Origin of the sequence: Bacteroides sp. CAG:633, from assembly GCF_000435115.1 — a bacterium.
GTDB classification, from domain to species: Bacteria; Bacteroidota; Bacteroidia; order Bacteroidales; family Bacteroidaceae; genus Bacteroides; species Bacteroides ndongoniae.
Map to the genome: position 1 here is coordinate 14382 of NZ_FR883011.1, position 22578 is coordinate 36959.

Genomic DNA, 22578 nt, shown 5'->3' on the forward strand with positions numbered 1-22578 from the left:
AAGAGACCTATAATAATGGACTAAAAATCTACGAAAAACGTCCATTTCCTAAAATGTTACAAACAGCCGTTGATATATAAATAGGATTCGAGATTAGATTCCCTGCTTATTTCATATCCTTATTATATAATATGTAATATGTCATAAACTGGAGTCTTTATCCGCATTCCTTTTTATTTCGTTTAAGCATTCCGCACGTAGTTCCGTGGGGGCTTTCCCAAAATGCTCTTTGCAGAATGAGGTCAAGTAATTTGCCGTAAAATTGTATTTCTCTGCTAATTCTGCAATAGACATCTTACTCATTATAATATCACGCAGTAGCTTTACTTTCTTTTTCTGAATCATCCATTGTTTGGCTGAAGTGCCAAATGAATCATAAAACTTACGTTTGAAACATGAGGGAGACATATTAAGAACTTTGCTTAATTCACTTACAGTATTCACATGAGAATACACTTGCATCACTTTACTTTTAAAATCATCATCTTTTCCAAGCATTGGTGCAAACATTGCTGCAAGATCTTCCCGACAGTATAGTCCACGTAATTCTATGAAAATCATTTCCATTTTTATGCGTTGATAATGAATACATGACAGACCGATATTAAGTATATCACGGGTAGCCTCAAGCTCTTTTAATAATAGTGGGTGGATGGGTAATGAAGCAATACTAGAATTCATGTTTGCATTTGGCTGTATGTAATTTTGTAATTGTTCTATTGAAAGTTTGTTGCATAAAGCTATGTTTCTGGTAAAAGAACAACGCAGCATTATCGTATCTTCTAATACATGACCATAAAAATTGCCCCCAATAGGAATTAAAAACATTTTTGAGGCTTCGACTTTTTGTTTTAAAACAGAATCTGTTGCTATTTCCAATTTTCCGGTTAATACAAATAAAAGTGTGGAACGTTCTAAAGCTTCTTTAAGAATCATTTGGTTTTTGCTCAATTCGATTACTTCCCAAATAGCTCGTTCATCAGATATGTAGTTCTCACATATTAGATGTTCTGCTTTGTACTTTATCCCATCAAATTTGTTTTGTATAACTTTCATTGCACTTTATGTTTAAATCTAATATTTATTTTTAACTGATTATCAGATATATACACTATGGATTTCAGGCGATTCTTCCTCTTACAAAGAGGAGGAATGATAGATGGTGCGTTATGCAATAAAACAAATAAAATAAATATGAAGCGTATTTTTTTACTTCTATTATTAGGGGTAATGTGTATGGTGCAGAGTGTTCGTGCACAAGATGTGGCGTTGAAGACTAATGCCCTATATTGGGCGGCGACTACTCCAAATCTGGGTGTGGAAGTAGCTTTGAGCCCGAAATATACACTCGATTTATCAGCTGCTTATAACCCCTGGACATTCAAGGATGACAAAAAAATGAGGTTCTGGTTGGTGCAGCCCGAAGTGAAATATTGGTTATGTGAAAAGTTTGAGGGACATTTCTTCGGATTGCATCTGCACGGCGCACAATTTTATGGAGGATTCAGTGAGAAACGTTATGACGGATATTTGGCCGGTGGGGGAGTGACCTATGGCTATAACTGGATTCTTTCGCCTCACTGGAACCTGGAAGCTGCCTTCGGAATAGGTTATGCGCGTTTGTGGTTTAAGGAAACCCCGCGCATACATTGTATCAAGTGTGAGACAGACCGGAGGAAAAACTACTTTGGCCCTACCAAGGCTGCCGTTTCGTTCATTTATATCTTCTAAGTAAGAGAAATATTCTTTGAGTATGAGACAACACTTTTGTTATATTATTGTAGCTGCTGCTTGCCTGTGTGCATCGTGTAACACGCAGAGGAAAGTAGCTGAAACTGCTATTACTGTTACCCCGGCTTATTGCCAGTTGACTTCCGGTACAGACAACCGGGCTGAAATGGAACTGAATTTCCATATTCCCGAAAAGACATTGTCGAAACGATCGCGGCTGGTCATTACACCTCAGCTGATGGTTGGCGACAGTGTATATGATGAGTATGATCCGGTTGTGGTGGAAGCTGGGATTTATGCCGATAAACTTCGACGTAAGGAGGTTCTGGAAGGTTATCATGACCCTTATAAAGAGCAGAAACGGCAAGTGGACGATGCTACCGCTGCTTTTACCTTATCTTATCATGAGTCGGTTGTTTTGCCTGCTTCGGCGGATACGGCGCGGATTGTTGCTGTGGTTTCGACAGACGGATGCGGACAGTGTACGGGTATTGATACGCTTGAAATGGCTTCCATTGTGCGGGCATTGGCCTATGTGGAGTGGATTGAGCCTGTTTTCACCATCCGTCCTAAAATTGTTGAGGGAAAGGGAGAAGCACGTTTGCAGTTTGCCATCAACCTTTATGACATAGACTTGGATATGGGCAACAACCGTGCCGAACTGGACAGCATGTTGCAGGCACTTACCCCTGTGCTGACCGATACGCTGGCTACGGTAAACAGCTTTACTGTCTATGGTATGGCTTCGGCCGACGGTTCGCTGAAGTTCAATACTGCACTGGCGCGCAATCGTGCCAACGCCGCTATGCAGTACGTGGCTCATCGGTTGGGGCTGACCGACAGACAGATGGAGCGTATCCGTATAGATTCGCGTCCGGAGGGCTGGCAGCCTGTGCTTCGGGCCATGAAACTCGACTCGCATCCCGATACGGCCCGTGTGGCCGATATTCTGCAACGCCTGGCCGACAAAGACGATGATGCGCAGGAGCGGCTGATCAGGCGTCTGGCCTGCTGGCAGGACATCCGTGAGAAATATCTGGCCAAAGACCGCAAGGTAGAATATACTTATTCTTATACTATACGTAGTTTTACTACCGACCGTGAGGTGCTTGACATGTATGCCAAACGGCCCGATGCTTTCAACGAGGAGGAGTTGCTGCGTGCTGCCACGTTGATGAAGACCGATGCCGAGAAAATAGAGGTATATCGTACTTTGCTCGCGCGTTTCCCTCGCTGTGAGACGGCTATCAACAATCTGGCTTATCTTTATCTGCGTGCCGGTATGGAGGCCGAGGCACGTACGCTGTTGCAGAAGTTGCCGGAACGTTACCCCGACTTGGAAAGCAAACAGCTTAAAATCAGAGAGGAGGCGGCACGATGAAACGATGGAAACATACCTCCATGCTGCTGGTCCTGATGGCGGGGTTGCTTTTGGCATCGTGTATTCGCGACGACTTGCAGCCTTGTCCGCCTCTCAGTGTCAGAATCGGCATCAAGGACATCAACTACTTCAATATCGATGCCGTAGAGAATGTTACGGGGCTGGATCATCGGCTGGACGAGAACTTGCCTTTCCGTTCCTATATACAGAAGCTGTTCTATGTGCTTTACGACATCGACCGCCAGCAGACGGTCAGCGTACAGCATTTGCACGAGGTGCAGGGCGATGCGCGTCTGGCTACGGCCTATTTGCCCGAGGATTTGCCTTTCGGCCGGTATGTCCTGCTGGTATGGGCCAACATTGAGAGCGAGGAAGGTATCCTGGCCGACGGGAAGCTGGGTACTTATAGTCTGCATCATAACAATGTGGAAGGTTACGATGTCTATATGACCTGCGACACGTTGCTTTACGACGAGTGGAACTATGACTATACTGTCCGGTTGGAGCGCATCAAGGGTAAGTTGCTTATCGAGGGTGTGAACCTGCCAACCGATATCAACTGGAGCCGTAAGGCCATTACCGACCTTTGTGGTAAGGTGGATTATCATTTTTCTTACGAGCCAGACTCTACCGAGTATGTGGTGGTAGAGTCCGACTGGTCGGATCATCCCTCCAGCCGGGTGGTGACGGATACGTATTTGTCGCCCACTGCGGTTAACGGTGAGAAGAGTACCGTTTATGTGCGCTTCTTCGACGACCCTTCCATGAGTGTGCCTGTGACTGTGCCGGCCAATGTGGACATCACCATGAGGCGCAACGAGATTACCGTGTTGCGTTATGTGTACGATGCCGATTCGGGTGGCTTTGTCATTTCTACTTTGGTCGATGATTCCTGGCAGGTGATACACGATATGGGACTGGAGTAAGTGGTGCGGAGTATTGGGTCCGGAATGTGTCGATATAACGATTGAATGATTGGAGTTTATTAACCTATATTATTAACTAAATTCTTAAAACAATGAAGAAGAATTATTTAATGATGGCTGCATTCGCCACAGCTTTGGCGTTTACGGCATGTAGCAGCGAGGAAGAAATTCCGGCTGCAGGTAGTGAAAACGGGACTATGGGTCTCACAGAAGATGTAATCGAGATTGCCATCTCGAATACGGGTGTAGGTTCTACAAGGGCTGCACGTCCGGTGGGCAGTTCGGCTGCTGATAACAATGTGAACAAGGTAAAGCTTGTGTTTTTTGCAGGTAACAGCACTACTCCTGTAACGTTGGGCTCTGAAAGTGGTCAGCTGAATTTGACTGTAGTTGGCGGAGAATCAGGCTATTCTATTTCTGACGGTGTCATCAGCTATACTTCCGCTGACGTTGCCGAAGGTGTGCCGGGTACTACTGACCGTGAAGAAAAAGTGGCTAAAATCAAAGTGAGTGGTTTAACTGCTGGTACGACTTATACTATCGTAGCTTATGGATACAATGGAGATAGCTTCCCTTATGGAACGGAAACGCAGGTAGTTGATAAATATTATTATCAGACAGGAACTCATTCTTTGTCTGGCTCTTCTCTTGAAGAGGTTTTTGCGGCCAAGACTACAGCCAAAACGACTGACAATTTAGGAACTGCAGAGACTCCGGTTGTGAAGTTTACTTCGAGTGTACGTATTGAGCTGACTCGTCAGGTAGCCGGTATGTTGGCTTACTTTAAGAATGTGCCTGCTACTATTGATGGCGATAAGGTTACAAAAGTAACTGTTGAAGCGAATGATAAGTCTAAAGGTTTCTATTTCCCTGCTGCAGTATGGGGAGAAGAAGCTGGTAAGCATGCCGAATTTAACGGAATTGATGATGAAACAAGTTCGGGGAATGACGTGCTGCTGACTTTTACAATTGGTGAAGGAACTCAAATTGATGAAGAAAATAATACCTACAAGTTCGGTGAAAGTAATGGTGTCGGTAAGAAATATCAGCTTGCTGATGAAGTATCATCAAATGCTCCTGCTGATCTTGTATGTGAAGATTACACCCTTTTTGGTGGTCGTTTCATTTTACCGTATAGCCAACATATTGCTACTGGTGATGCTACTTTGGTTGTGAAGCTGCAAGGTGATGGCGGTAAAGTATTGAAAACTTTGAAGGTTACTACTTCTCAGTTTAAGAGCGATTTGAGCGGCACTAAGTATCTATATGATATTCTTTGCAACAACTTCTATTCTATCGGTAAAAAAATGGCTACGGAAAGTACGGATGGTGGTACAGATCCTGAGGAACCTGATGAACCAGCCGACCTCAGTTCTACAGACGAGATTACAGTCCTCATCAACGACGCTTGGGAAGTGATCCACGACATGGGTCTGGAATAAATATCTCCTTTTATATCTTTAATCAATGGAGTAGGGTGCGAGCAATGCGCATCCTACTTTATCAATAATCTATTAATCCTTAAAACAAGAATAACCATGGCAGAAGACATCAAATATCAGATTAATGCACAGTTGGCTGATAATGCGCTGACTCCCGACAATGCAGAAGACAAGATTGCTGTACCCGTTTCGCTGGGTTCGGCAGGTCAGGAACGCATTCTGGCAGAGATGAAGGCCGAAGATTCCGGTCTGCGCCCCGAAACCATCCTCCATGTGTTCGAACTGGAGAAGCGTGTCATCAAGCGTCTGCTGATGACCGGCTATAATGTCAATACCGGCCTTTATCATGCTTCGGTCGATTTTCGCGGCATTGTGACCGGCGGTCAGTGGAATCCGGAGGAGAATTCTATTGTGGTGAACTTCAACGTGGGTGCCGATCTGCGCGAAGCTATCAGAAATACGACTGTCAACATCATCGGCAATAAGGAAGCTGCCATTTCTGTCAGCGGCATGCAGGACGTTGCCACTCGTGCTACCGATGCCAGTGCCACTCCGGGACGGGCCTTTACTCTCAGCGGAAAGAATATCCAGCTGGCAGGCAAGGATCCCGCAGTGGGACTGGTCTTGGTCGATGCCGACGGCACCGAGACGCAGGTGACGACCGACCTTTGGGTGGTGAACAAGCCTTCTACGGTGACTTTCATTGTTCCTGCCGAGCTGGCAGCTGGTACCTATACCTTGCGGCTTACTACGCAGTACAGCGGCAACTCTTCGTCGCCGCTGAAGAATCCGCGTAGCGTGGAGAAGACACTCTACGTAGGCACCAAGCCTCCTACATCGGGTGGCTCTGCCGGCGGCGACAGCCAGGAAGGTGGAGGCGAAGACCCGCTGGGCTAAGCTTCCTTTTTCCGGAAGGCTGCGGCAACCGTTTCCCTTGCAGGTATGGCAAGGGCTCCCTTGCCGGTGCGATAAAGGTCCCCTTGCCCCTGTGGCAAGGGCTCCTTTGCCCCCGTGGCAATAAGCTATGAATGAATGAGAGCGCGTCTGTGTGAAATCGCAGACAGAATATGATAACGAAAAAAAACAAAGTAATGAAAATCATCTCCCGACTTATCACCGCCATTGTGTTAGTTGCAACGCTTGTCCTGAGTGCTTGTCAGGACGAGGAGTTTGCACCGTTCCCTTCCGCTTCCGTGCCCGATGCTTCCGGAGTGACCCGTGCCCTGAATGCCACTTCTTCGCTGAAGCAGAATGCTGACGGCACATGGACGGCCAACTGTCGCGTACCGCTGGTGGGCGAGGGCAGGGTGGTGGACGACATTGCCAACCAGCTTGTCAGTGCTGTCGATTTGAGTCGCAAAAGCAGCATGGACAAGCTGGTGGATACGGATCTCACCAATCCGGCTGTGATGGGTGAAAATGGGGCAGGCGTGCAGCTGATAGCCAATCAGATAGTTTCCGTACGCGATCTGGAACGGACCTATGCCGGTGGGCAGACTGTTGGCTTTACTTATACGATGAGCGATCCTACGTTGCTCAACGTTGACTTATTGAAAGGTTTTTGGATACAGACTTATTATAAGGGTGAAAAAACTTCGGATTACATGGTGGGCGGAAGCGGGGATACGAATGTGCTGAATCTGAACCTGCTTAGTACGCTTAACAACGATGGCATTCAAAGCCTGTCGTTCCAGACCACCGAACCTTTTGATGAAGTGGCGATAGGTTTCAGCGGAGTAGATGCAGATGTGCTGGATGTGCTGGGAAACCTTGAATTGTATTATTTCTTTGTGGGTGACAACGAGGTAAAACCTGTTTACAACGGGAGCGTTTACTTTCCCGACGCTTCTTTGAATACCAAACTTACCAGTACTCTGCTTCAGGATTACGGAGAGAAACTGGTGGATGCGAATACGTCGGACGGGGTGACCATGGAACTGATAATAAAATTGCTCGGCGGTTTGGGCGGTCTGTTGGGAGACACTCCCCGCATGACGGTCAACCTGGGGAAGACGGTGGAAGCAGGAACTGAAATCGGATTTTACATGAATGAAGTCAATGTGCTGCAGGTGGGATTGCTGAACGGCATTGAGTTTCGTACGTATGACGAGGAGGGTCATGAAGTAGAACGAATTGCGGTCGATGCTACCGGGTTGTTAGGTGTCTCGGCCATTGGAGGCGGAAAAAGCCTGATGGGCATCACGGTGAATGAGCCCTGTTCGCAGATACAGATTCGTTTTACCGGATTGGATCTTAATATTGGAGGGACAACTCTCTATTATGCTTATGTCCGTGATGCTGTAAAGCCGGATATTTCGTCTTATTTTTCCACGGGCGACGTAACCATCAACGGTAATTCTTATCACTTGCCGCAACCGTCGGAAGGCAGTGTGTCATGGTCGCTTGCGACGGCTCCTTCGGGAAGTGCCCCTTCTATTGACCTCGAACAGAACAAGATTATCGGCATGACTGTGGACGGCGATTATGTATTGAACGGGACCTATACTTATACGGATGCCTCGGGCCAGCAACAAAGTCAGGCCGTGAGCTTCACCATCCACCGCCTTACAGCTTCTGTTGGAGACAATTGCAATCAGTTGATCGGGGAAGCTCTGAATGCCGAAGCCTATATTCCCCAAGGAGGAGGAAGCCTTATCAGTACGCAGGATGTAGAAGGTATAGATAATGTGGTGAACGATAATCCGAATGATTATGCCACATACCATAAGGAACTGAGCATAGCCAATAATATCGGTCTTATCGGCGTCCGACTGGGCGAAGGTAAGGAAATCGTAGCCAGTGAATCGCATCCCATGCGGGTAGGTTTCACTATGCAGACGCAGAGTACGTTTCTGGGAGTCGGTGCACTGCAGTTTTTCCGCATAGTCCTTTATAAGGGTGATGCAGTAGTCGATCGTAGTGTTACGGATGCGAATAATCTTATATCGGCCGATCTGATTGGCAGCCAGGGAAACAAAGTACGGATGGGGTTCACTACCACAAAGACGTTCGACCGCATTGAGTTATGGTCGTCCGGCGTACTCGAACTTGACTTGGGCAATGCCTGGCGTGTTTACAATGCTTTCTATGAGGATGGCAGAGAGGACGGCGGATGTTCGGGGTACGACGCTTCGGATGCCTGCATCGAAATGCTGACCACCGTTCACGGTGCCGAAATTAATTATGAGGAGACAAAGATCGGCGGAGTAGCCACCGTAGCTGGTTCGTTCAATAACCTGAGTTACATCATCGATGACGATAAAAACAGTTATGCAACAATATCTGCTACCACTCTGCTGGGCGGTACGACAGTAGCGGTGAAGTTTGACAAAATGCAGCCGGGCACACAAGTCGGTTTCATCGTGAGCGATCCGGCTTTTGTGCTGAATGACATCAGCGTCCTGAGCGGAACCAAATTGGAAGTATATAATCAGGGAGTTCGAGTGGGGCTTGCAGACACTTCGGGCGAAGTTCTTGGTCTGGACCTGATAGGCTATGATGGGAAAGCTTATGTGGAGACTACCCCTACTACAGAGTTTGATGAGGTACGGATTATTTTCCCGGCTGTGCTTGACGCACTTGACATTATCCAGATTAATGGTGCTTACATTCGTCGTGATACCGACGGTGACGGCATTCCGGACTGTGCCGAGGACGAAGAGAATCCGACGCCGCCGGTCATTGACTTTACGATTGATGAGGCTAAGGCCGAGACTGAGCACGGGTGCGGAACATCTACCATCCGGATAAACATTACCCGGATTAGTGGAGGAGGTGACGAGGTGTGGAACACTGTGGTGGGCAAAGGGTTTACGCTTGTTTGTTATGATGCTTTCAGAGGAGGCAGTGTCAGACGCGATGTCGTATTGGACGAGAATCATGGATTCACCTTATACGATATGGAACCGGGAGATTATTACATTAGTATCCGTAAGGGTGGAGTGACTTTGTATAATGGCGTGCATGCCGCTTTGCATCCCACCCAGACCACTTGGAAACAGGCTCCCGATGATACCGACTGGAACAATTGGAACAACTGGACCGACGGTGCCCCCTGGACCTGTACCAACGTGATTATCCCCGGCAACTGTGTCCGATATCCGGAACTGGCCGAAGCGGATGAAAACTATTGTGCCAACCTGCACATAGCCGATGGCGGCGAAATTGTCCATACGCAGTATCTGGATAGGTACGATTATGCCTGGGTAGAACATTCGCTGCAGCCGGGCAGTTACTACATGCTGTCGGCCCCACTGAAGCAGATGGTGACGGGCGATCTGTTTGTACCCGCACGTTTTGGCGGCGATCACAGCACCGAGGCCTATTTCACTTCCCTCACCCCTATGACTTCGCCGGAGAGCCGATTCACTCCCCGTGTATTCCAGCGCTTCTGGAGCAGCACGGCTCCGGGCAAAATTGTAGGTCAGGACGGCAGTCTGCAGACTGTCGAAGTGGGTGTGGACCAGACGAACTGGACTGCTCCCTTCAATGCCGTGGCCGAGCCTTATTGTCCGGGTATGGGCTTTTCTGTGCGTACCGACGGAGCTGCGACTTTCCGCTTTCCTAAGACTCATACCCAATATACTTACTTCGATGCTGCTGGTCACAGTACGGGACTGACAGAACCCGTGGTTCGTACCACTTCCGAAATCGGACGTTTGCTGACCGACGACATGACAGGAAAAGCAGATTATCAGGTCAGCGTGAACAATCAGAAAGCAGGTAATACGTTTGTGGTGGGCAATCCCTTCCTGACGCACATTGATATTGCGAAGTTTCTGCAAGCCAATCCGGGCCTTTCGGCAGTGACGCTGAACGATGGAGTCAGCAACATTACCATTTCGAAGGCCGAGGGGGGAGTGATAGCGACAGAAGAGGGTTATACCCACATTGCTCCCATGCAGGCATTTTACGTCACAACCACGACGTCTGGCACAGAACTGACGGTTACTTTCACAGCCGACATGCAGCAGCAGATGCCAGGTTACAATATATCCCGTTCGTCGGCTTCTGCTACCCGTGCCCTGACGCGAAGCCTCCCTACCGGCCATAACAGCCTGCGGCTTACGGCTACCTGCGGCGGGCACAGCAGTTCGTGCCTTGTGCGCATTTCCGCGTCGGCGGCAGATGCTTACCGTACGGGCGAGGATACAAAGCTCCTGGTCGATGCCGACATGCAGCCAGCCGTGACCGTATTTACTACGGCCGACGGGCAGGCACTCAGCATCCAACAGCGCCGTGGAGGAACGAAGATTCCCGTCGGCTTGCATCTGAAGCAAAAGGCTAAAGTTACTCTTGCCCTGGCCCACGCGGCGGGCGACGCGTGGAGCGACTGGGTGCTGTTGGATTGCCTGACGGGGCGTCGCTATCCGCTGAGCGGGTCCTTTACTTATCTGGATCTCGGCCTGGTGGACACACAATCGGGAAGATTAAGCCTGATAAGAAAATGATGGAAACAAAGAATGAATAATAAGAAGCTTACAGCTTGCTTGTAGTGATAATAAATTGCGAAGAAAGAAGAAACTCATGATGAAAAGACTTTTATATATCGGAATAATTCTTTTCGTACTGACTGCCTGCGCAGGCACTGAGGAACCTGCATCGGAAGCTTGTGTCGGGCAAGGCCGTGTCACGCTGATGCTGACAGTGAGCAACCGTTCGCTTACAGCCGACGGCAGTACGGGAAACATCACTTATCCGGTTGAGAGCGAAGACGGCAAACTGATAGGTACGCAACATGCCGAGACGGTCTTCTTGTATATCTTCCTCGGCGAAGGCACCAGGGCACAATATGTGGCTTGTGAAAATATAGGTTGGAAAGAGTATTTCGAACGTCAGGGGACGTTGCCCGATCACACGGCTCAGATGCCTTATACGCTGAAGTATAAAGGATTCAGGGTAGGTCAGGCCTATACGTTTCTGGCCATAGGGCTGAGTGGGGGGGCAGACGTTGCCTTTGGCTTTCCCGATGCCTTGGCCGAAGGTTCCACACTGGGCAGTGCGCTGGCTTCTTTGTCCGAAGGGCAGTCCAGTGCCTCCATACGTACTTCTGAGATTTATGTCGGAACAGAGCCCTTTATCCCGACGGGCAACGACACACAAACAACCATCGAACTTTGGCGGCGTGTGGCTGGTGTGATGGGCTTTTTCAGGAACGTGCCTTCGGCCATCGACGGCCAGCCGGTTGACGCACTGCGTCTTTCGCTTTATACAAAGCAGAATACGAAGATGCCATTGGTAGAGCGTCAGCAGACCCCTGTATTCTTGGATTATATTGATAGCCCGTCCGTTGATGCCGATGGACAGGTATTGTTCAGTCTTCCCTTGTCTGATGCGAACCCTGGTGTCGATGAAAAAATATCGGGAGGAGGTTATGTGCTGCCGGCTGCTGCTCCTCCCGGCATTGATGATTACACCCTGCGCATTGAGGCAGTGGATGCTGCCGGCAATGTGTTGCACTACTGGCGGGCCAAGTTGCCCGAGGATGACGATCTGGATCAGGGCAATACGGGTGGAGGTACCGGCATCATAGACACCGAGAGTGCATTTCGCTTTCCTATCGTAGCCAATCATTTCTATGCCATAGGCAGTCCGGAAAATTATGTGGATCTGGAAGGGAGTGGCATTGATGTGGATATTACTATTGATCCGAGCTGGGCAGGCGAAGAGGATTTGGAAATAAAGGAACAACAATAACAGATAACAGTGTATAATACGCATTTTGCAACTATGGACAGAATAAGGACTTTATGTATGTTGGCCGTTATGGCTCTGTTGGCTGTTTCGTGTATCAAGGACGAGCCGGTTTGCGGCACCTGCGAGGACAATCCGGACGGGAAGGGGATTCTTCTTTCGTTCAGCGCCGGGACAGATACCCGCAGCAATCTTTACAGCAGCGAAGTGGATTACCGTGATGTGAAGGCTGTCTGTTTGTATGTTTTTCGAGGTACGGATGCCAATGCTGAGTGTATCCTTTCTGAAGATGTGGATTGGCAGGGTGACATCTCGCAGACCTACTGGATCAGTACCGACCTCAGTGCGGGAAGTTATACTTTCCTGGCAATAGGGACAGACGACAATGCCGGCAGTGTGTATGGACTGACGGCTGACTATCGGGGCACTTTGGGAGATTGTATGGCCCGACTTGCCGAAGGTAAGGAAAAGGCGGATATGGCTACTGCACAGTTCTTTGCAGGCTATGTCACACGCACTGTGGCCGAGGAAGAAGATGTAGTGGATGTGGAAGTGACTTTGACCCGAAAGGTGGCCGGTGTGCTGGCATATCTGAAGAATATTCCCTGTTGGGTGGACTTTCGCAGTGGAAAGGCAACGGTGACGGACCTGCGCATCAGTCTGGGTAGTAGCCAGAATACGCAGATGGCTCTATGGAACGTTTCTGCGGGTAATGCCGTGTATGGTTCCGAGCCTTTGGAAAGTGGTGATAAGGTGCTGTTTGAAGTTGACCTTACAGCAGACAGTTATACGCCGGATGCTGAAGGACGCTATTATACGAAAAAGGGTATAAAGACCGATGAGTTGCAGACCGTGGACAATTCTCTGCTGAGGGGAGCTTTCCTTCTTCCTCTTGCGGAAAGCAAGGAAAGTACCTTGAAACTGGAATTGCTGGGTTTTTATACCACCGGAGATGGTACGGAGTATCAGAATGTGGTTGTCAAGACTTACACCATTCAAAACAGTGAGGGGAAGCAAATCTTTTCCATCGATGAAAACAAACTTTATTGCATCGGCAAGAAACTGTCCGACGCTTCTACTGACGGTGATAAGCCGGCCGACCTGAGTGGAAACATACTGCAGGTAAATGTCATCAAGTGGAATGACATTGAGGTGGACAATTCTTTTCCTACGGTGATAGGACCTGCCCGTATCGAGAGTGACTACAATCAGAAGGTTTACATTTTCGATGCGCCCGAAACGGAATTTCCGGTTTATCTGCAGGCCTCATCGCCTGTAAAAGAATGGCGTTTGAAGGTGTGCTATTACAATGAGACAAATAAGGCATCCTTTTCTGGTGTAGAGGTCGGTGCGTATGAGGCAGAAACTCCTCAAGAAAACTGGATTCATTTTGCCGTAACAGATGCTGAGGGGAAACCTACAGGGGAATATGAAAGCGAGATAACCGATCCGAATGGGGATGGCAGGATACTTACTGTGGTATTGAATGACTTTGCCGTGCAGAGAACGCTGGAAGGTGAAGGTTCGGGTAAATACTATATTGTAACAGAAGATATGGTGGAAAAGTTGAAAAAAGACTATCGTACGGCCTATATTGAAATCTATACATCGGGAACGGTTGAACCATACAGGCTTCTGGTGCGGCAATATAATGCGCTTACTATCTATGCGGGGGCTACCAAGGATGTTCCTAACGGTTTCCGTGCCGCTGCCCGCCTGGACTACGGATGTCATTTCGATAAAGAGACTGGAGCTATGGTAAGGACCGATACTGCGGCTGTGGGATGGGGGTATTGGAGTTCTATACCAATAAATATTACCGGCGACCTGACGGAAACCGATTACTGGGTCGGAGCGGTAAATACCATAAATGCTTACAACCGATATAAGAAAGGCTCGTTGGGAGGTGAAAACTATGTGGAATCCATTTTACAGAAGCTGCGGAAAGAAGTGATTGAGATTGCGGCGGATGGGACTTATACGTCCGATGAGAACAAAATCTGGTGTCTGCCTGCCTATCACGAAATGTGGGGAGTGGCAGATTATATCAACCCGAATAGAAAAACCGGAGAAGCATGTCAGGATTTGTTTAATATGAAAGTGGGAGATAAATATTGGTGTTCGACCATTAAAGACAATGACATCAACGAGTCGCTCTATATTCCGGCCGGTACGACCAATTACTTGCAGGAAGCCGATAGGGATGATAAATTGTATGCACGCCCGATACGTCAATTCTATACAAACTAAAAAGAAGGAGGAACGAATATGATGAGATATCTGACAAGTCTGGCTGTTTGCCTGTTGCTGTTTGCCGCATGCACCAGGGAGTGGGAAGATCTACCCTCATCCGATGCACAAGGAGAAGGCATACGCATCGTGCTCAGTGCCGAAAGCATGGAATTGGTGGAGACACGTGCGGAAGACGCAAGTTATACGGAAGAGACTTCGACCGAGGCGGACAGTCGGGTGGAGCATGTCATTATCTATGCTTTTAACAGCGACGGAACTTCATTGTTGGCCCGTTATCAGCAGGATCTGGAATATCCCGACAAGGAAGTTCGCATGATGTTGCCTGTCAATAAGGGCTCTGTACTGCTGCATGCTGTGTGCAATTACGAGAAATTATGGGATGAGAATATCGGCAGCGTGCAGGATCTGGAGAATAAACTTGTCAGCATCACTCAGCCCGACGGTGCATTCAACGGCAGTATGGTGATGCATGGAACGTTGGGAATCGGGCAAGCTGATCTTTCGGATAAGGCAAAAGTGAACGTAATATGGGTGAAGCGCATTGCCGCCAGAGTAGATTTTGCGCTTAAATTTGACCCGGAGGATCCAACGGATAAATTCTATCTGGGAAATGTAAAGGTGTATAATATCCCCAATAGAGCTTACCTGGTGGAGCGGGTGCAGGATGATCCGGCTGCGGCTGGTACAGATGCTGCCACAGCTGCCGGAGACGGCAACGGTTTCTGGGGAGGATCCTTGTTGCTTCAGACAGAAGGAGAGGATCTGGCCGCTGGAGTCTCTGCTCGGTTTTATCTGTTTGAAAATCGGCAAGGTCGGGAATCGGATAAGGTTTACCGGTTGAAATTTGCAGATAATGAAAATATGTGGCAAACGATGAAAGGCGAAGTGGGCAGAACATATCCACAAGCTACCTACATACAGGTAAGCGGGACATACGTCAGCGATGAAGGCCGTACGACGCAGTCGGTTACCTACGACATTTACCTGGGTGAAAACAATTATAGTGACTTCAATGTGGTGCGCAACAGTCATTATAACATAACAGCAACAATCAAAACCTGCAACAAGCTGGATACCCGTGTCAGTGCCACCATACTGAACGGAGCACAAATCACTCCGGCCTTTAACAATCCGCTGGATGCACACTGCAACGCGGTGCGATGCCTGGGCTATACCCGCAATACTGCCGGATGGGAAGTTTACGTGGAAAATCCTGACGAGCATCCCTGGCTGGAAGTGTCGCTTTCGTCGCAATATCGTCCTCGCATTGCCGGGAAAACCTATATGGGAACTGATGGCAATGAGCTGGATCCGAATATGATTGCTTCCAGCCGTATGGAAGGACAGGGAGCCATGGCAGGGTATTTCTATATACATACGGATGAATATATACCGGAGAACCTGACGGCAGATGAAAGTCTGAACAATACGACCGATCCTGCTTCGTGGCGCACAGGCTATGTGGTGCTGAGGGATAAAGGCAACAACAGTACGTATCGTCTGGAAGTAAAACAACGTCCGGCGCAGGTGGTGCGCATGCCTGTCAAGAATCTGTTGGGGCAGGTTACGTCTTATAATGAATACTTTGTGGAGTATGAGCTGGAAGAGAAAAACCTTACGTGGGGTTTTCTGATGTATGGTGCCAATCCGGTGATGACCGGTATGATCAACGATCGCTGGGACGGATTGTCCAATACCCGCAAGCTCTATCAGGAAGCTGTGAAGATTCCGCAGGACCCTGATGATGACAGTACCGATTCCGGCATTTATTGGGGAGCCTATAACGGCTATTATACGGTGGCCGACCAATATCCCCGATCTACCGATCTGGAAACGGTTGTCAACCGTATCCCCGATGACCACATGATTAAATATGTGCTTGGTAAGAATCGCGACCGAAACGGAAACGGATACATCGACTACGAGGAAATAGTGTGGTATGTGCCGGCTCTTGACGAACTGGCTGAGCTTTACAGTGCCATGCACGATGCCGGACGGGGCAATGTGTTCTTTCAGAACAGTGAAGATAAGTTTCACTCTTCCACTCCTTATTTGGCAGGCTATACGGCCGAAGTGCCCGGACGTGCCTTTTATGTGAAGATGGGCAGTGGTGAAAAGTCGTTTGCCATGCGCGACCGTCAATATAACGTGATCTGTTGCCGGCGTAAGGGAGCTTGGACAGGAAATGAGGATGCCGGCTATGAAGGCGGGGTTACGGTGGACGATGAGTGGAATGAGGACGATGTGGATGTAATGCCTAAACAATAAATGATGTGATGATTATGAATTTGAGATATCTGTATTTGGGAGCCTGCCTATGCACATTGCTGGCGGCAGGTTGTACTGATGATGCAGCTTCTGTCGGACAGGTGGAAGAACCGGCGGCTGTCTTTCGCCTCAGTACGCGTGCAGAAGTCAGCGACGGGACGCAACTGTTCCGCCTCTATCTGGGTGAACGCAAACCTGAACATGCCGCTGATGAACTGCATTGCAATCGTATTGTTGACATCACGGGTGGGCAAGTGGAATTGACCGGTTTGAAGCCTCAGTGGTATAAGTTTGTCTTTCTCGGTGTGCCCCGACTGGAAGGCGTCGGGACAGCACTCTTTACCGAGGAAACACCCGGGCAAGGATCGTGCGACCTTAACAAACAGATGATAGACTATCTGCCCATCTTGCGACAGGAACCCGGCACGAAGATGCCCGACAGGGAAGTCCCCGATGGGGACATTTTCCGCAAAGTCATCAACCGATGGGTGGTAAGCGGCGAAACCGTCAGTGAGGACGTTCAGCTGGAGCGTCTCAATGGAAGGCTTGTCATCGATATGGGGGTGCTGGAAGACCAGTTTGAGGGAACTGTAGAAGACATTACTCTGCAGGTGGACGACACTCCGACCCGTATTTACCTGACGGATAACGATAGGGGCGAGATAAAGATGGCCGATCCGCAGACACTAACCTGGCTGACTGAGCCTGTTGCGAATGCGATGACCGATGGAAACGGGCAGCCTATTGACCCGACCGGGCATCATGTTATTACCATCAACCTTTTGCCTGGGGCACTGAACGGCAGCATCGTCGTACGTACCACCACTGGTACTTTTACCTATCCGTTAAAAGGAAGTTATAACGGTGATCAGCTGTATATTAAGCAAAATACGCAGACACAACTGGAATTTAATGGTGTCATTCAGGGATACTTTCAAGTGAAGTATGCGGGATATACCGCTACCGGCATCGATGTGGACGACGATTCCTGGGACGGATGGCAATAAAATGATTTGAATGTTGAGACTATATATATATGTTATTATGAGATTATATCTATATATGTTATGTGGGGCTATGCTGGCCCTTGCTTCTTGCACCAACGACACGCTGCAGGAAATGAAACCTGACTATACGGGCAAGCCTGAAACTTCTGCCATGCCCGATGGTACTTACCTGGTAGATTATACAGTGGACAACGGTGCATCGACCCGTGCCGGAGGAAAACTGCCTGTTTCTTCTCTGGATTATTATGTCTATTATAAGGAAGGGGGCGTACTGTTGAAACACCGTCGTATTTCTATTCCAGCCAACCAGCAGTGGCCCCTTACGCGCGACAACATGACGTGGGAGCAGCGTCAGGCTTTGCAAGACACTCTGATATGCGGTGTTGACTATCGCATACTTTTCATTGCCAATGTTGATTCTGCATTGTTCAATTACGACGGTTATAGTGCCGAAAACCCTCATCCTGCAGTAGTGAAGGGGGATACGCTCTATCAGAATGCCCGTATTCTGCTGCCTAATGTTCCCTTCCACGACGACAATATGTATTGCCTGTGGGAAGGCGCATTGAAGTGCATCGAGTCCAAGGGAGTGGTGAACCAGAATGATATCCTGTTGCGGCGTATTGTGACGCGGACGGATGTGAGTAGAATGACATTTGAAGATGAAACGCAGCATCTGAAGAAAACGATTGCTGATACCTATTATGAGGCGGCTTGTAGGGGAACCATTGAAGACAATATAACGCAATGTTTGGAAGTTTTTGGAAGTAATTTGCAAACTTGTGCAAATTTTCGTATAGCGAAAGAAATACATAAATATAGAGATTCTGGTGTTCCTCAGTTTATCATAGGCTTGAAAGATAACAAGGAAATTTTGTATAAATACTTTAAAGAGATTATTGTTGATGAATTGACTCAGACGATTAAGGATAGCGATATATATATAAATAGAATGAGATCTTGGAAAGATGCTGATATTGTGCAAATAGATTATGAGGATGATTCAAGGATGAATTCTCTTGGATTTAATCATACTACTGCTGAATTTGATGAGACAATCAATCATTATGCATCAGGCCTGATTAATTTAGAAGACAATGGTGATAAAAAAGAGGAGTTTACTATCATAGGATTTGCAGGTAGTTCTCAAGACATGACAGCGAACATATTAAGTGCAATTAGATTTTATAATGCTGGAAGTGATGTTTCTGTTTTTACCATAGAAGGTGCAGTTTGTTCTATTAATCAGGGAATAAATGAATGGGGCAAAGTAATATGTACTCCAATAGCAGAAATAAAAAGCATTAACGAAACGAAAGCTGATGCTAAGCAATACACACTTAATATAAGCACATTGATGAAAACAGTGTTTGATGACTGTGAAAAATTATATCCAGGATTGACAGAAGCTATTAATGATCAGTTTTGGGGAGATGTGTTGTATGCTGATGATTTTAAAGATTATAGTTTTGATAAATTTCCCTTTAATATAACTCTTCCTGCACTTACTACTGAAAAAGCAAGTGAATTTATTGATTTGATCCCCTCATGGGATATTACGGCTGAATAACGCAATTACTTTTTGCCACAGCGACAAAGGCTCTATTGCTACGATGGCAAAAACTGCGGTGTAAGAAACTGGCAAACTCTTGCTGAACGTGTAGGTTTGCAGAAACGTCGGGAGACGTTTTTATATCTCTGTCGAAAGCAAGCGGGAGGATATTTGTTTTATTTGGCCACGTTGAAATTCATACATCTTTTATGCCATTGCTGGATTGTGCGTTGATGTACCAGCGGCTTATCGACCGATGGATATTTACAATTATTCAGTGAAAACATTGGTGGATGCTTTATCTGATCCCTTGTCGAGCCGTTAGTTATTCACTTGTCAAGCCGTTAGTTATCCATTCGGAACGGGCAATACAGAGGCACTAAAGGCCCGTCAATTGGGAAAGGAAGAGGGGGAGAAGAGAAGGGATAGATACAAATAAAAAGAAGCCGTAACTTTATCAGTTACAGCTTCTTATCTATGCACGGGAAGAGAGGCTCGAACTCCCGACACTCGGTTTTGGAGACCGATGCTCTACCAACTGAGCTATTCCCGTGTTTGCGGCTGCAAAGGTAATGGAAAGTTTTGAATATGCAAGCACTTCGACAAATAAAAGTTTGTCAAAGCATCTGCAAGTCCTGATACATAAGGCGATAGACGGCCGCTTTTTTTTCCAGCGCCAGCGGATAGGCCCGCGAGGATGAGGGCATCCGATACAGACGCATGGGGCGTCCGTCGAAGACGAACTCGCCGAAGTCGCCTACCCTGGGGGCTTCGATGCCGAACAGTGTACAGAGGGTATCGGTAGCCTTTTCGCCTGTGGTGACGACGGCGCGGCACACTGGCAGACGGCGGAGCAGAGCAGAAACGTCGGTGGGCTGCACTACTTCGAGGTACTTGTCCGACGCATTGTCTTGCAGGCGGCGTACGGCGGTTGCGGTGTCGAACAGGGCAATCCCCTTCTGACGCAGGAAGCTGACGAGGCGTTCGCGGTCGAAGCGTTTCTGCTGTTTGTCTACGAAGTGCTCCTTATCGCCGAAGAAGATGAGGCCTGTGATTCGCCACATATCGTTGTTCCAGTTGGGGTAATAGAACTCCATCGACCACCGCTTACGTTGCGGCGGAAAGCTTCCCAGCATCAGCACTTGGGCGTTTTCGGGCAGGAAGGGTTCCAGGGGATGTTGTTCTATGTTCATTGGCCTTTTGTTTAGTTAACGAGTTTCTTCCTTCTTCTTTCCTGCTTCTTTTTTGGCCAGCATCACGATGTTGTAGACGTATTCTGTCATCCATTGTTCGGAGTAGCCCAGGCGTTCTTTGTATTGGCGTACGGATGCGGCTGTCTTGTGCACGTCGTCTTTCTTCCACACGGTTTTGGTGCATACTTCGTGTACGGTCTTCTCGGTCATGGTGCGCAGGGCTCCTTTGAAGATGGAGGGCATGCGGAATTTCCATTGCATCAGGTTGCCCATCAGCATCATCAGGTCGTTCGAAAAGCCTTGATACATAAAAAGGTAGGACTGTACGTCGTTCTGCGTACGGCAGTGCTTCTTGACGGATGAGTCGATTTCCTTGAAGAAGTTTTCGCTCAGGCCGTAGTCTTGCATCAGCATCTTCTTCGAAGCTGTTTTTTCGGCTTGTCCCAGTCGTCCGCCCTGGGTAGGGATCTTGAACAGGCGCTTAAAGTTGGCCACGTCGGGCACAAAGCGTATGTTGGTGATGCCTAGGTTGGCAGCGATGACCGACTGAAAATATACGCGGGTCAGCGACACGAAGTCTTCTACGTTTTTTGAAGAATTCTCTTCAGTATTTTTTTTGAATAAGTTGGTAAATATTCCCATATCGTTTGATGAATAGTATTGAAATTGTGCTACAAAAGTACGAAATAAGTCGGTTTACACCAATATTGTGCATGGCTTATTTCTTAATTTTTCTTCGACCAGCATTCCAGATCGTTTGCTATGCCTCCAGCCGGTCGGCAATCAGGGGGGAGGGAGGAGAGAACCTTACCTCAGCTCAGCTTCAGGCGGAAGTGGAATTTGTGCCCTTCGAATACGGTCTCTACAATGCCGTAGCGGATGAACTTGGCCAGCAGATGCTCGGCGGCGTGGCGCGAGAGGTGGGCCATGCGGCAGTAGCGGTTCAGCGACAGAAGCTCGTTCTCGCGCAGCAGGTCGAGCAGCAGCTGTTCGCGCTGGGTGTACTCGATGAGTTCGCCTTGCGGATTGCCGCTTTGCTGCCACACGCGCAGGTGTACGGGCGTGGCCAGTATGTTTTCGTCCTTGATGCGCAGATAGGCCAGGTTCTTGCCCGATTCGTCGCGGGCGTAGACGGGTTTCTGCCGGCTTTCTTCTACTTCGACCACGAGGACACTCCGTCCTTCGGCCAGATAGGTGTGCATGCGATAGTCCACTTGCGGCGAGCAATACAGCTGTGCGGCGGCCTCTATCATATATTGCTCTTCGTCCGAGCGTACGCCGGCTATTTTTCCGTTGTCTTTCACGCCGATCAGCAGCCGTCCGCCGTCGGTGTTGGCAAATGCCGAAAGGGTTTTGGCTATCTTGCGCGCATCGGATATTTCGAACTTGAAGTCCTGTTGCTGATGTTCGCCTTCGGCTATCAAGGCGTGTATATATTCTGTATCAGTAAACGTTTTCATGGCTGCAAAAGTAGGTGAAAAAACGCGGATATGCCTGCTTTTTGAACAAAATCAGCTTTTATTTCAAAAAAAAATCTTTTTTTCTGCATTTATTCCAGGAAAGAATGTATTTTTGCCAAACATTATTAACAGAGTAATTTTAAAGGATTATGAAAGAATTAGTTGAAAAGGTTGCTGAATTGTATGCAGCGTTCGAAAAAGATGCGAAAGCACAGATTGAAACTGGTAATAAGGCCGCTGGAACCCGTGCCCGTAAGGCTTCTTTGGAAATCGAAAAAGCAATGAAAGCTTTCCGTAAAGCATCTTTGGAAGCCGCTAAATAAGTATAGCATTCTGAAGAAGAATTGAAGACTGCCCCGATAGGTTTGGCAGTCTTTTTTTGTATAGATATATGAATGTCCGAAGCTGGCGGAAGGGCAGACAGCCGGAATCTTAAAAATAGGCTTTCTGCGCATCAGGATGCAGAGATTTTTGTATTTTTGTCCGGCCGATAGTGAGGGATTCCGGCGAATGATTATGAACGAAAATGTACTGAATAAACTGAAGATACTGGCCGAGTCGGCCAAGTACGACGTCTCCTGTTCGAGCAGCGGAACGGTGCGCTCCAACCGCGCCGGCATGCTGGGCAACACCGTAGGCGGCGTGGGCATCTGCCACAGCTTTGCCGAGGAC

Annotated in this window: 17 protein-coding genes, 1 tRNA gene and 1 pseudogene; 14 read left to right on the forward strand and 5 right to left on the reverse strand. The window is 48.1% G+C overall.

The window, feature by feature from the left end; genetic code table 11:
* Positions 1–141: 141 nt before the first annotated feature.
* On the reverse strand, positions 142–1056 hold the full coding sequence (locus tag QVP67_RS03185) for a helix-turn-helix transcriptional regulator (protein WP_022162115.1): 915 nt from the start codon (positions 1054–1056) through the stop codon (positions 142–144).
* 138 nt (positions 1057–1194) lie between these two features.
* Between QVP67_RS03185 and QVP67_RS03190 the strand changes: the two genes are divergently transcribed.
* The 11 genes from QVP67_RS03190 to QVP67_RS03240 all read left to right on the forward strand — a co-directional run bounded on the left by QVP67_RS03190 (position 1195) and on the right by QVP67_RS03240 (position 19271).
* The gene (locus QVP67_RS03190; protein ID WP_022162116.1) at positions 1195–1731 is read left to right on the forward strand and encodes a DUF3575 domain-containing protein; all 537 of its coding nucleotides are present in this window, start codon (positions 1195–1197) and stop codon (positions 1729–1731) included.
* Between the two features lie 22 nt (positions 1732–1753).
* The gene (locus tag QVP67_RS03195) at positions 1754–3112 is read left to right on the forward strand and encodes a tetratricopeptide repeat protein (RefSeq protein WP_022162117.1); all 1359 of its coding nucleotides are present in this window, start codon (positions 1754–1756) and stop codon (positions 3110–3112) included.
* Positions 3109–4038, forward strand: coding sequence for a hypothetical protein (locus tag QVP67_RS03200; protein ID WP_022162118.1), 930 nt, complete (start codon positions 3109–3111; stop codon positions 4036–4038). The genes QVP67_RS03195 and QVP67_RS03200 overlap by 4 nt, the downstream gene beginning before the upstream one ends.
* Positions 4039–4130: 92 nt before the next feature.
* The gene (locus QVP67_RS03205) at positions 4131–5480 is read left to right on the forward strand and encodes a hypothetical protein (protein ID WP_022162119.1); all 1350 of its coding nucleotides are present in this window, start codon (positions 4131–4133) and stop codon (positions 5478–5480) included.
* A gap of 96 nt (positions 5481–5576) precedes the next feature.
* Positions 5577–6377 (forward strand): DUF4469 domain-containing protein, encoded by an 801-nt coding sequence (locus QVP67_RS03210; protein ID WP_022162120.1) that lies wholly within the window; start codon positions 5577–5579, stop codon positions 6375–6377.
* Between the two features lie 170 nt (positions 6378–6547).
* Positions 6548–10930 carry a hypothetical protein gene (locus QVP67_RS03215; protein ID WP_288179846.1) on the forward strand — a complete coding sequence of 1461 codons (4383 nt, stop codon included), beginning with the start codon at positions 6548–6550 and terminating at the stop codon, positions 10928–10930.
* A gap of 76 nt (positions 10931–11006) precedes the next feature.
* Entirely contained in the window at positions 11007–12176 is a 1170-nt protein-coding gene (locus QVP67_RS03220) for a FimB/Mfa2 family fimbrial subunit (RefSeq protein WP_022162122.1), read from the forward strand.
* A 57-nt stretch (positions 12177–12233) separates the two neighbouring features.
* Complete coding sequence (locus QVP67_RS03225; protein WP_022162123.1) at positions 12234–14423, forward strand: FimB/Mfa2 family fimbrial subunit; 2190 nt, start codon at positions 12234–12236, stop codon at positions 14421–14423.
* An 18-nt stretch (positions 14424–14441) separates the two neighbouring features.
* On the forward strand, positions 14442–16694 hold the full coding sequence (locus tag QVP67_RS03230; RefSeq protein ID WP_022162124.1) for a DUF4906 domain-containing protein: 2253 nt from the start codon (positions 14442–14444) through the stop codon (positions 16692–16694).
* A gap of 14 nt (positions 16695–16708) precedes the next feature.
* A complete protein-coding gene (locus QVP67_RS03235) occupies positions 16709–17701 on the forward strand; it encodes a hypothetical protein (RefSeq protein WP_022162125.1) in 993 nt (330 codons plus the stop codon).
* A 37-nt stretch (positions 17702–17738) separates the two neighbouring features.
* The gene (locus QVP67_RS03240; protein ID WP_288179847.1) at positions 17739–19271 is read left to right on the forward strand and encodes a hypothetical protein; all 1533 of its coding nucleotides are present in this window, start codon (positions 17739–17741) and stop codon (positions 19269–19271) included.
* A 462-nt stretch (positions 19272–19733) separates the two neighbouring features.
* Here the strand turns inward: QVP67_RS03240 and QVP67_RS03245 are convergent.
* The 4 genes from QVP67_RS03245 to QVP67_RS03260 form a co-directional block, all read right to left on the reverse strand.
* Positions 19734–19806: transfer RNA gene (locus QVP67_RS03245), tRNA-Trp, on the reverse strand.
* A 64-nt stretch (positions 19807–19870) separates the two neighbouring features.
* Complete coding sequence (locus QVP67_RS03250) at positions 19871–20446, reverse strand: uracil-DNA glycosylase family protein (RefSeq protein ID WP_022162127.1); 576 nt, start codon at positions 20444–20446, stop codon at positions 19871–19873.
* Positions 20447–20461: 15 nt separating this feature from the next.
* Complete coding sequence (locus tag QVP67_RS03255; protein WP_022162128.1) at positions 20462–21088, reverse strand: hypothetical protein; 627 nt, start codon at positions 21086–21088, stop codon at positions 20462–20464.
* Between the two features lie 170 nt (positions 21089–21258).
* Positions 21259–21906: an AlbA family DNA-binding domain-containing protein gene (locus QVP67_RS03260; protein ID WP_022162129.1), complete on the reverse strand. Its 648-nt coding sequence runs from the start codon at positions 21904–21906 to the stop codon at positions 21259–21261.
* Between QVP67_RS03260 and QVP67_RS03265 the strand changes: the two genes are divergently transcribed.
* The 3 genes and pseudogenes from QVP67_RS03265 to QVP67_RS03275 form a co-directional block, all read left to right on the forward strand.
* Positions 21905–22072 (forward strand): hypothetical protein, encoded by a 168-nt coding sequence (locus QVP67_RS03265; protein WP_277121210.1) that lies wholly within the window; start codon positions 21905–21907, stop codon positions 22070–22072. The two genes, QVP67_RS03260 and QVP67_RS03265, sit on opposite strands and share 2 nt — an antisense overlap.
* Complete coding sequence (locus QVP67_RS03270; RefSeq protein ID WP_022162130.1) at positions 22056–22229, forward strand: hypothetical protein; 174 nt, start codon at positions 22056–22058, stop codon at positions 22227–22229. Before QVP67_RS03265 ends, QVP67_RS03270 begins: the two co-directional genes overlap by 17 nt.
* 193 nt (positions 22230–22422) lie before the next feature.
* Positions 22423–22578, forward strand: a pseudogene (locus QVP67_RS03275) (putative DNA modification/repair radical SAM protein); the annotation flags it as partial.

What these genes read in the sequence shown, in the direction of transcription:
- QVP67_RS03185 (WP_022162115.1), bottom strand. Translation starts at nt 1,056, where the DNA reads ATGAAAGTTATACAAAACAAATTTGATGGGATAAAGTACAAAGCAGAA.
- QVP67_RS03190 (WP_022162116.1), top strand. Translation starts at nt 1,195, where the DNA reads ATGAAGCGTATTTTTTTACTTCTATTATTAGGGGTAATGTGTATGGTG.
- QVP67_RS03195 (WP_022162117.1), top strand. Translation starts at nt 1,754, where the DNA reads ATGAGACAACACTTTTGTTATATTATTGTAGCTGCTGCTTGCCTGTGT.
- QVP67_RS03200 (WP_022162118.1), top strand. Translation starts at nt 3,109, where the DNA reads ATGAAACGATGGAAACATACCTCCATGCTGCTGGTCCTGATGGCGGGG.
- QVP67_RS03205 (WP_022162119.1), top strand. Translation starts at nt 4,131, where the DNA reads ATGAAGAAGAATTATTTAATGATGGCTGCATTCGCCACAGCTTTGGCG.
- QVP67_RS03210 (WP_022162120.1), top strand. Translation starts at nt 5,577, where the DNA reads ATGGCAGAAGACATCAAATATCAGATTAATGCACAGTTGGCTGATAAT.
- QVP67_RS03215 (WP_288179846.1), top strand. Translation starts at nt 6,548, where the DNA reads ATGATAACGAAAAAAAACAAAGTAATGAAAATCATCTCCCGACTTATC.
- QVP67_RS03220 (WP_022162122.1), top strand. Translation starts at nt 11,007, where the DNA reads ATGATGAAAAGACTTTTATATATCGGAATAATTCTTTTCGTACTGACT.
- QVP67_RS03225 (WP_022162123.1), top strand. Translation starts at nt 12,234, where the DNA reads ATGTTGGCCGTTATGGCTCTGTTGGCTGTTTCGTGTATCAAGGACGAG.
- QVP67_RS03230 (WP_022162124.1), top strand. Translation starts at nt 14,442, where the DNA reads ATGATGAGATATCTGACAAGTCTGGCTGTTTGCCTGTTGCTGTTTGCC.
- QVP67_RS03235 (WP_022162125.1), top strand. Translation starts at nt 16,709, where the DNA reads ATGAATTTGAGATATCTGTATTTGGGAGCCTGCCTATGCACATTGCTG.
- QVP67_RS03240 (WP_288179847.1), top strand. Translation starts at nt 17,739, where the DNA reads ATGAGATTATATCTATATATGTTATGTGGGGCTATGCTGGCCCTTGCT.
- QVP67_RS03250 (WP_022162127.1), bottom strand. Translation starts at nt 20,446, where the DNA reads ATGAACATAGAACAACATCCCCTGGAACCCTTCCTGCCCGAAAACGCC.
- QVP67_RS03255 (WP_022162128.1), bottom strand. Translation starts at nt 21,088, where the DNA reads ATGGGAATATTTACCAACTTATTCAAAAAAAATACTGAAGAGAATTCT.
- QVP67_RS03265 (WP_277121210.1), top strand. Translation starts at nt 21,905, where the DNA reads ATGGCTGCAAAAGTAGGTGAAAAAACGCGGATATGCCTGCTTTTTGAA.
- QVP67_RS03260 (WP_022162129.1), bottom strand. Translation starts at nt 21,906, where the DNA reads ATGAAAACGTTTACTGATACAGAATATATACACGCCTTGATAGCCGAA.
- QVP67_RS03270 (WP_022162130.1), top strand. Translation starts at nt 22,056, where the DNA reads ATGAAAGAATTAGTTGAAAAGGTTGCTGAATTGTATGCAGCGTTCGAA.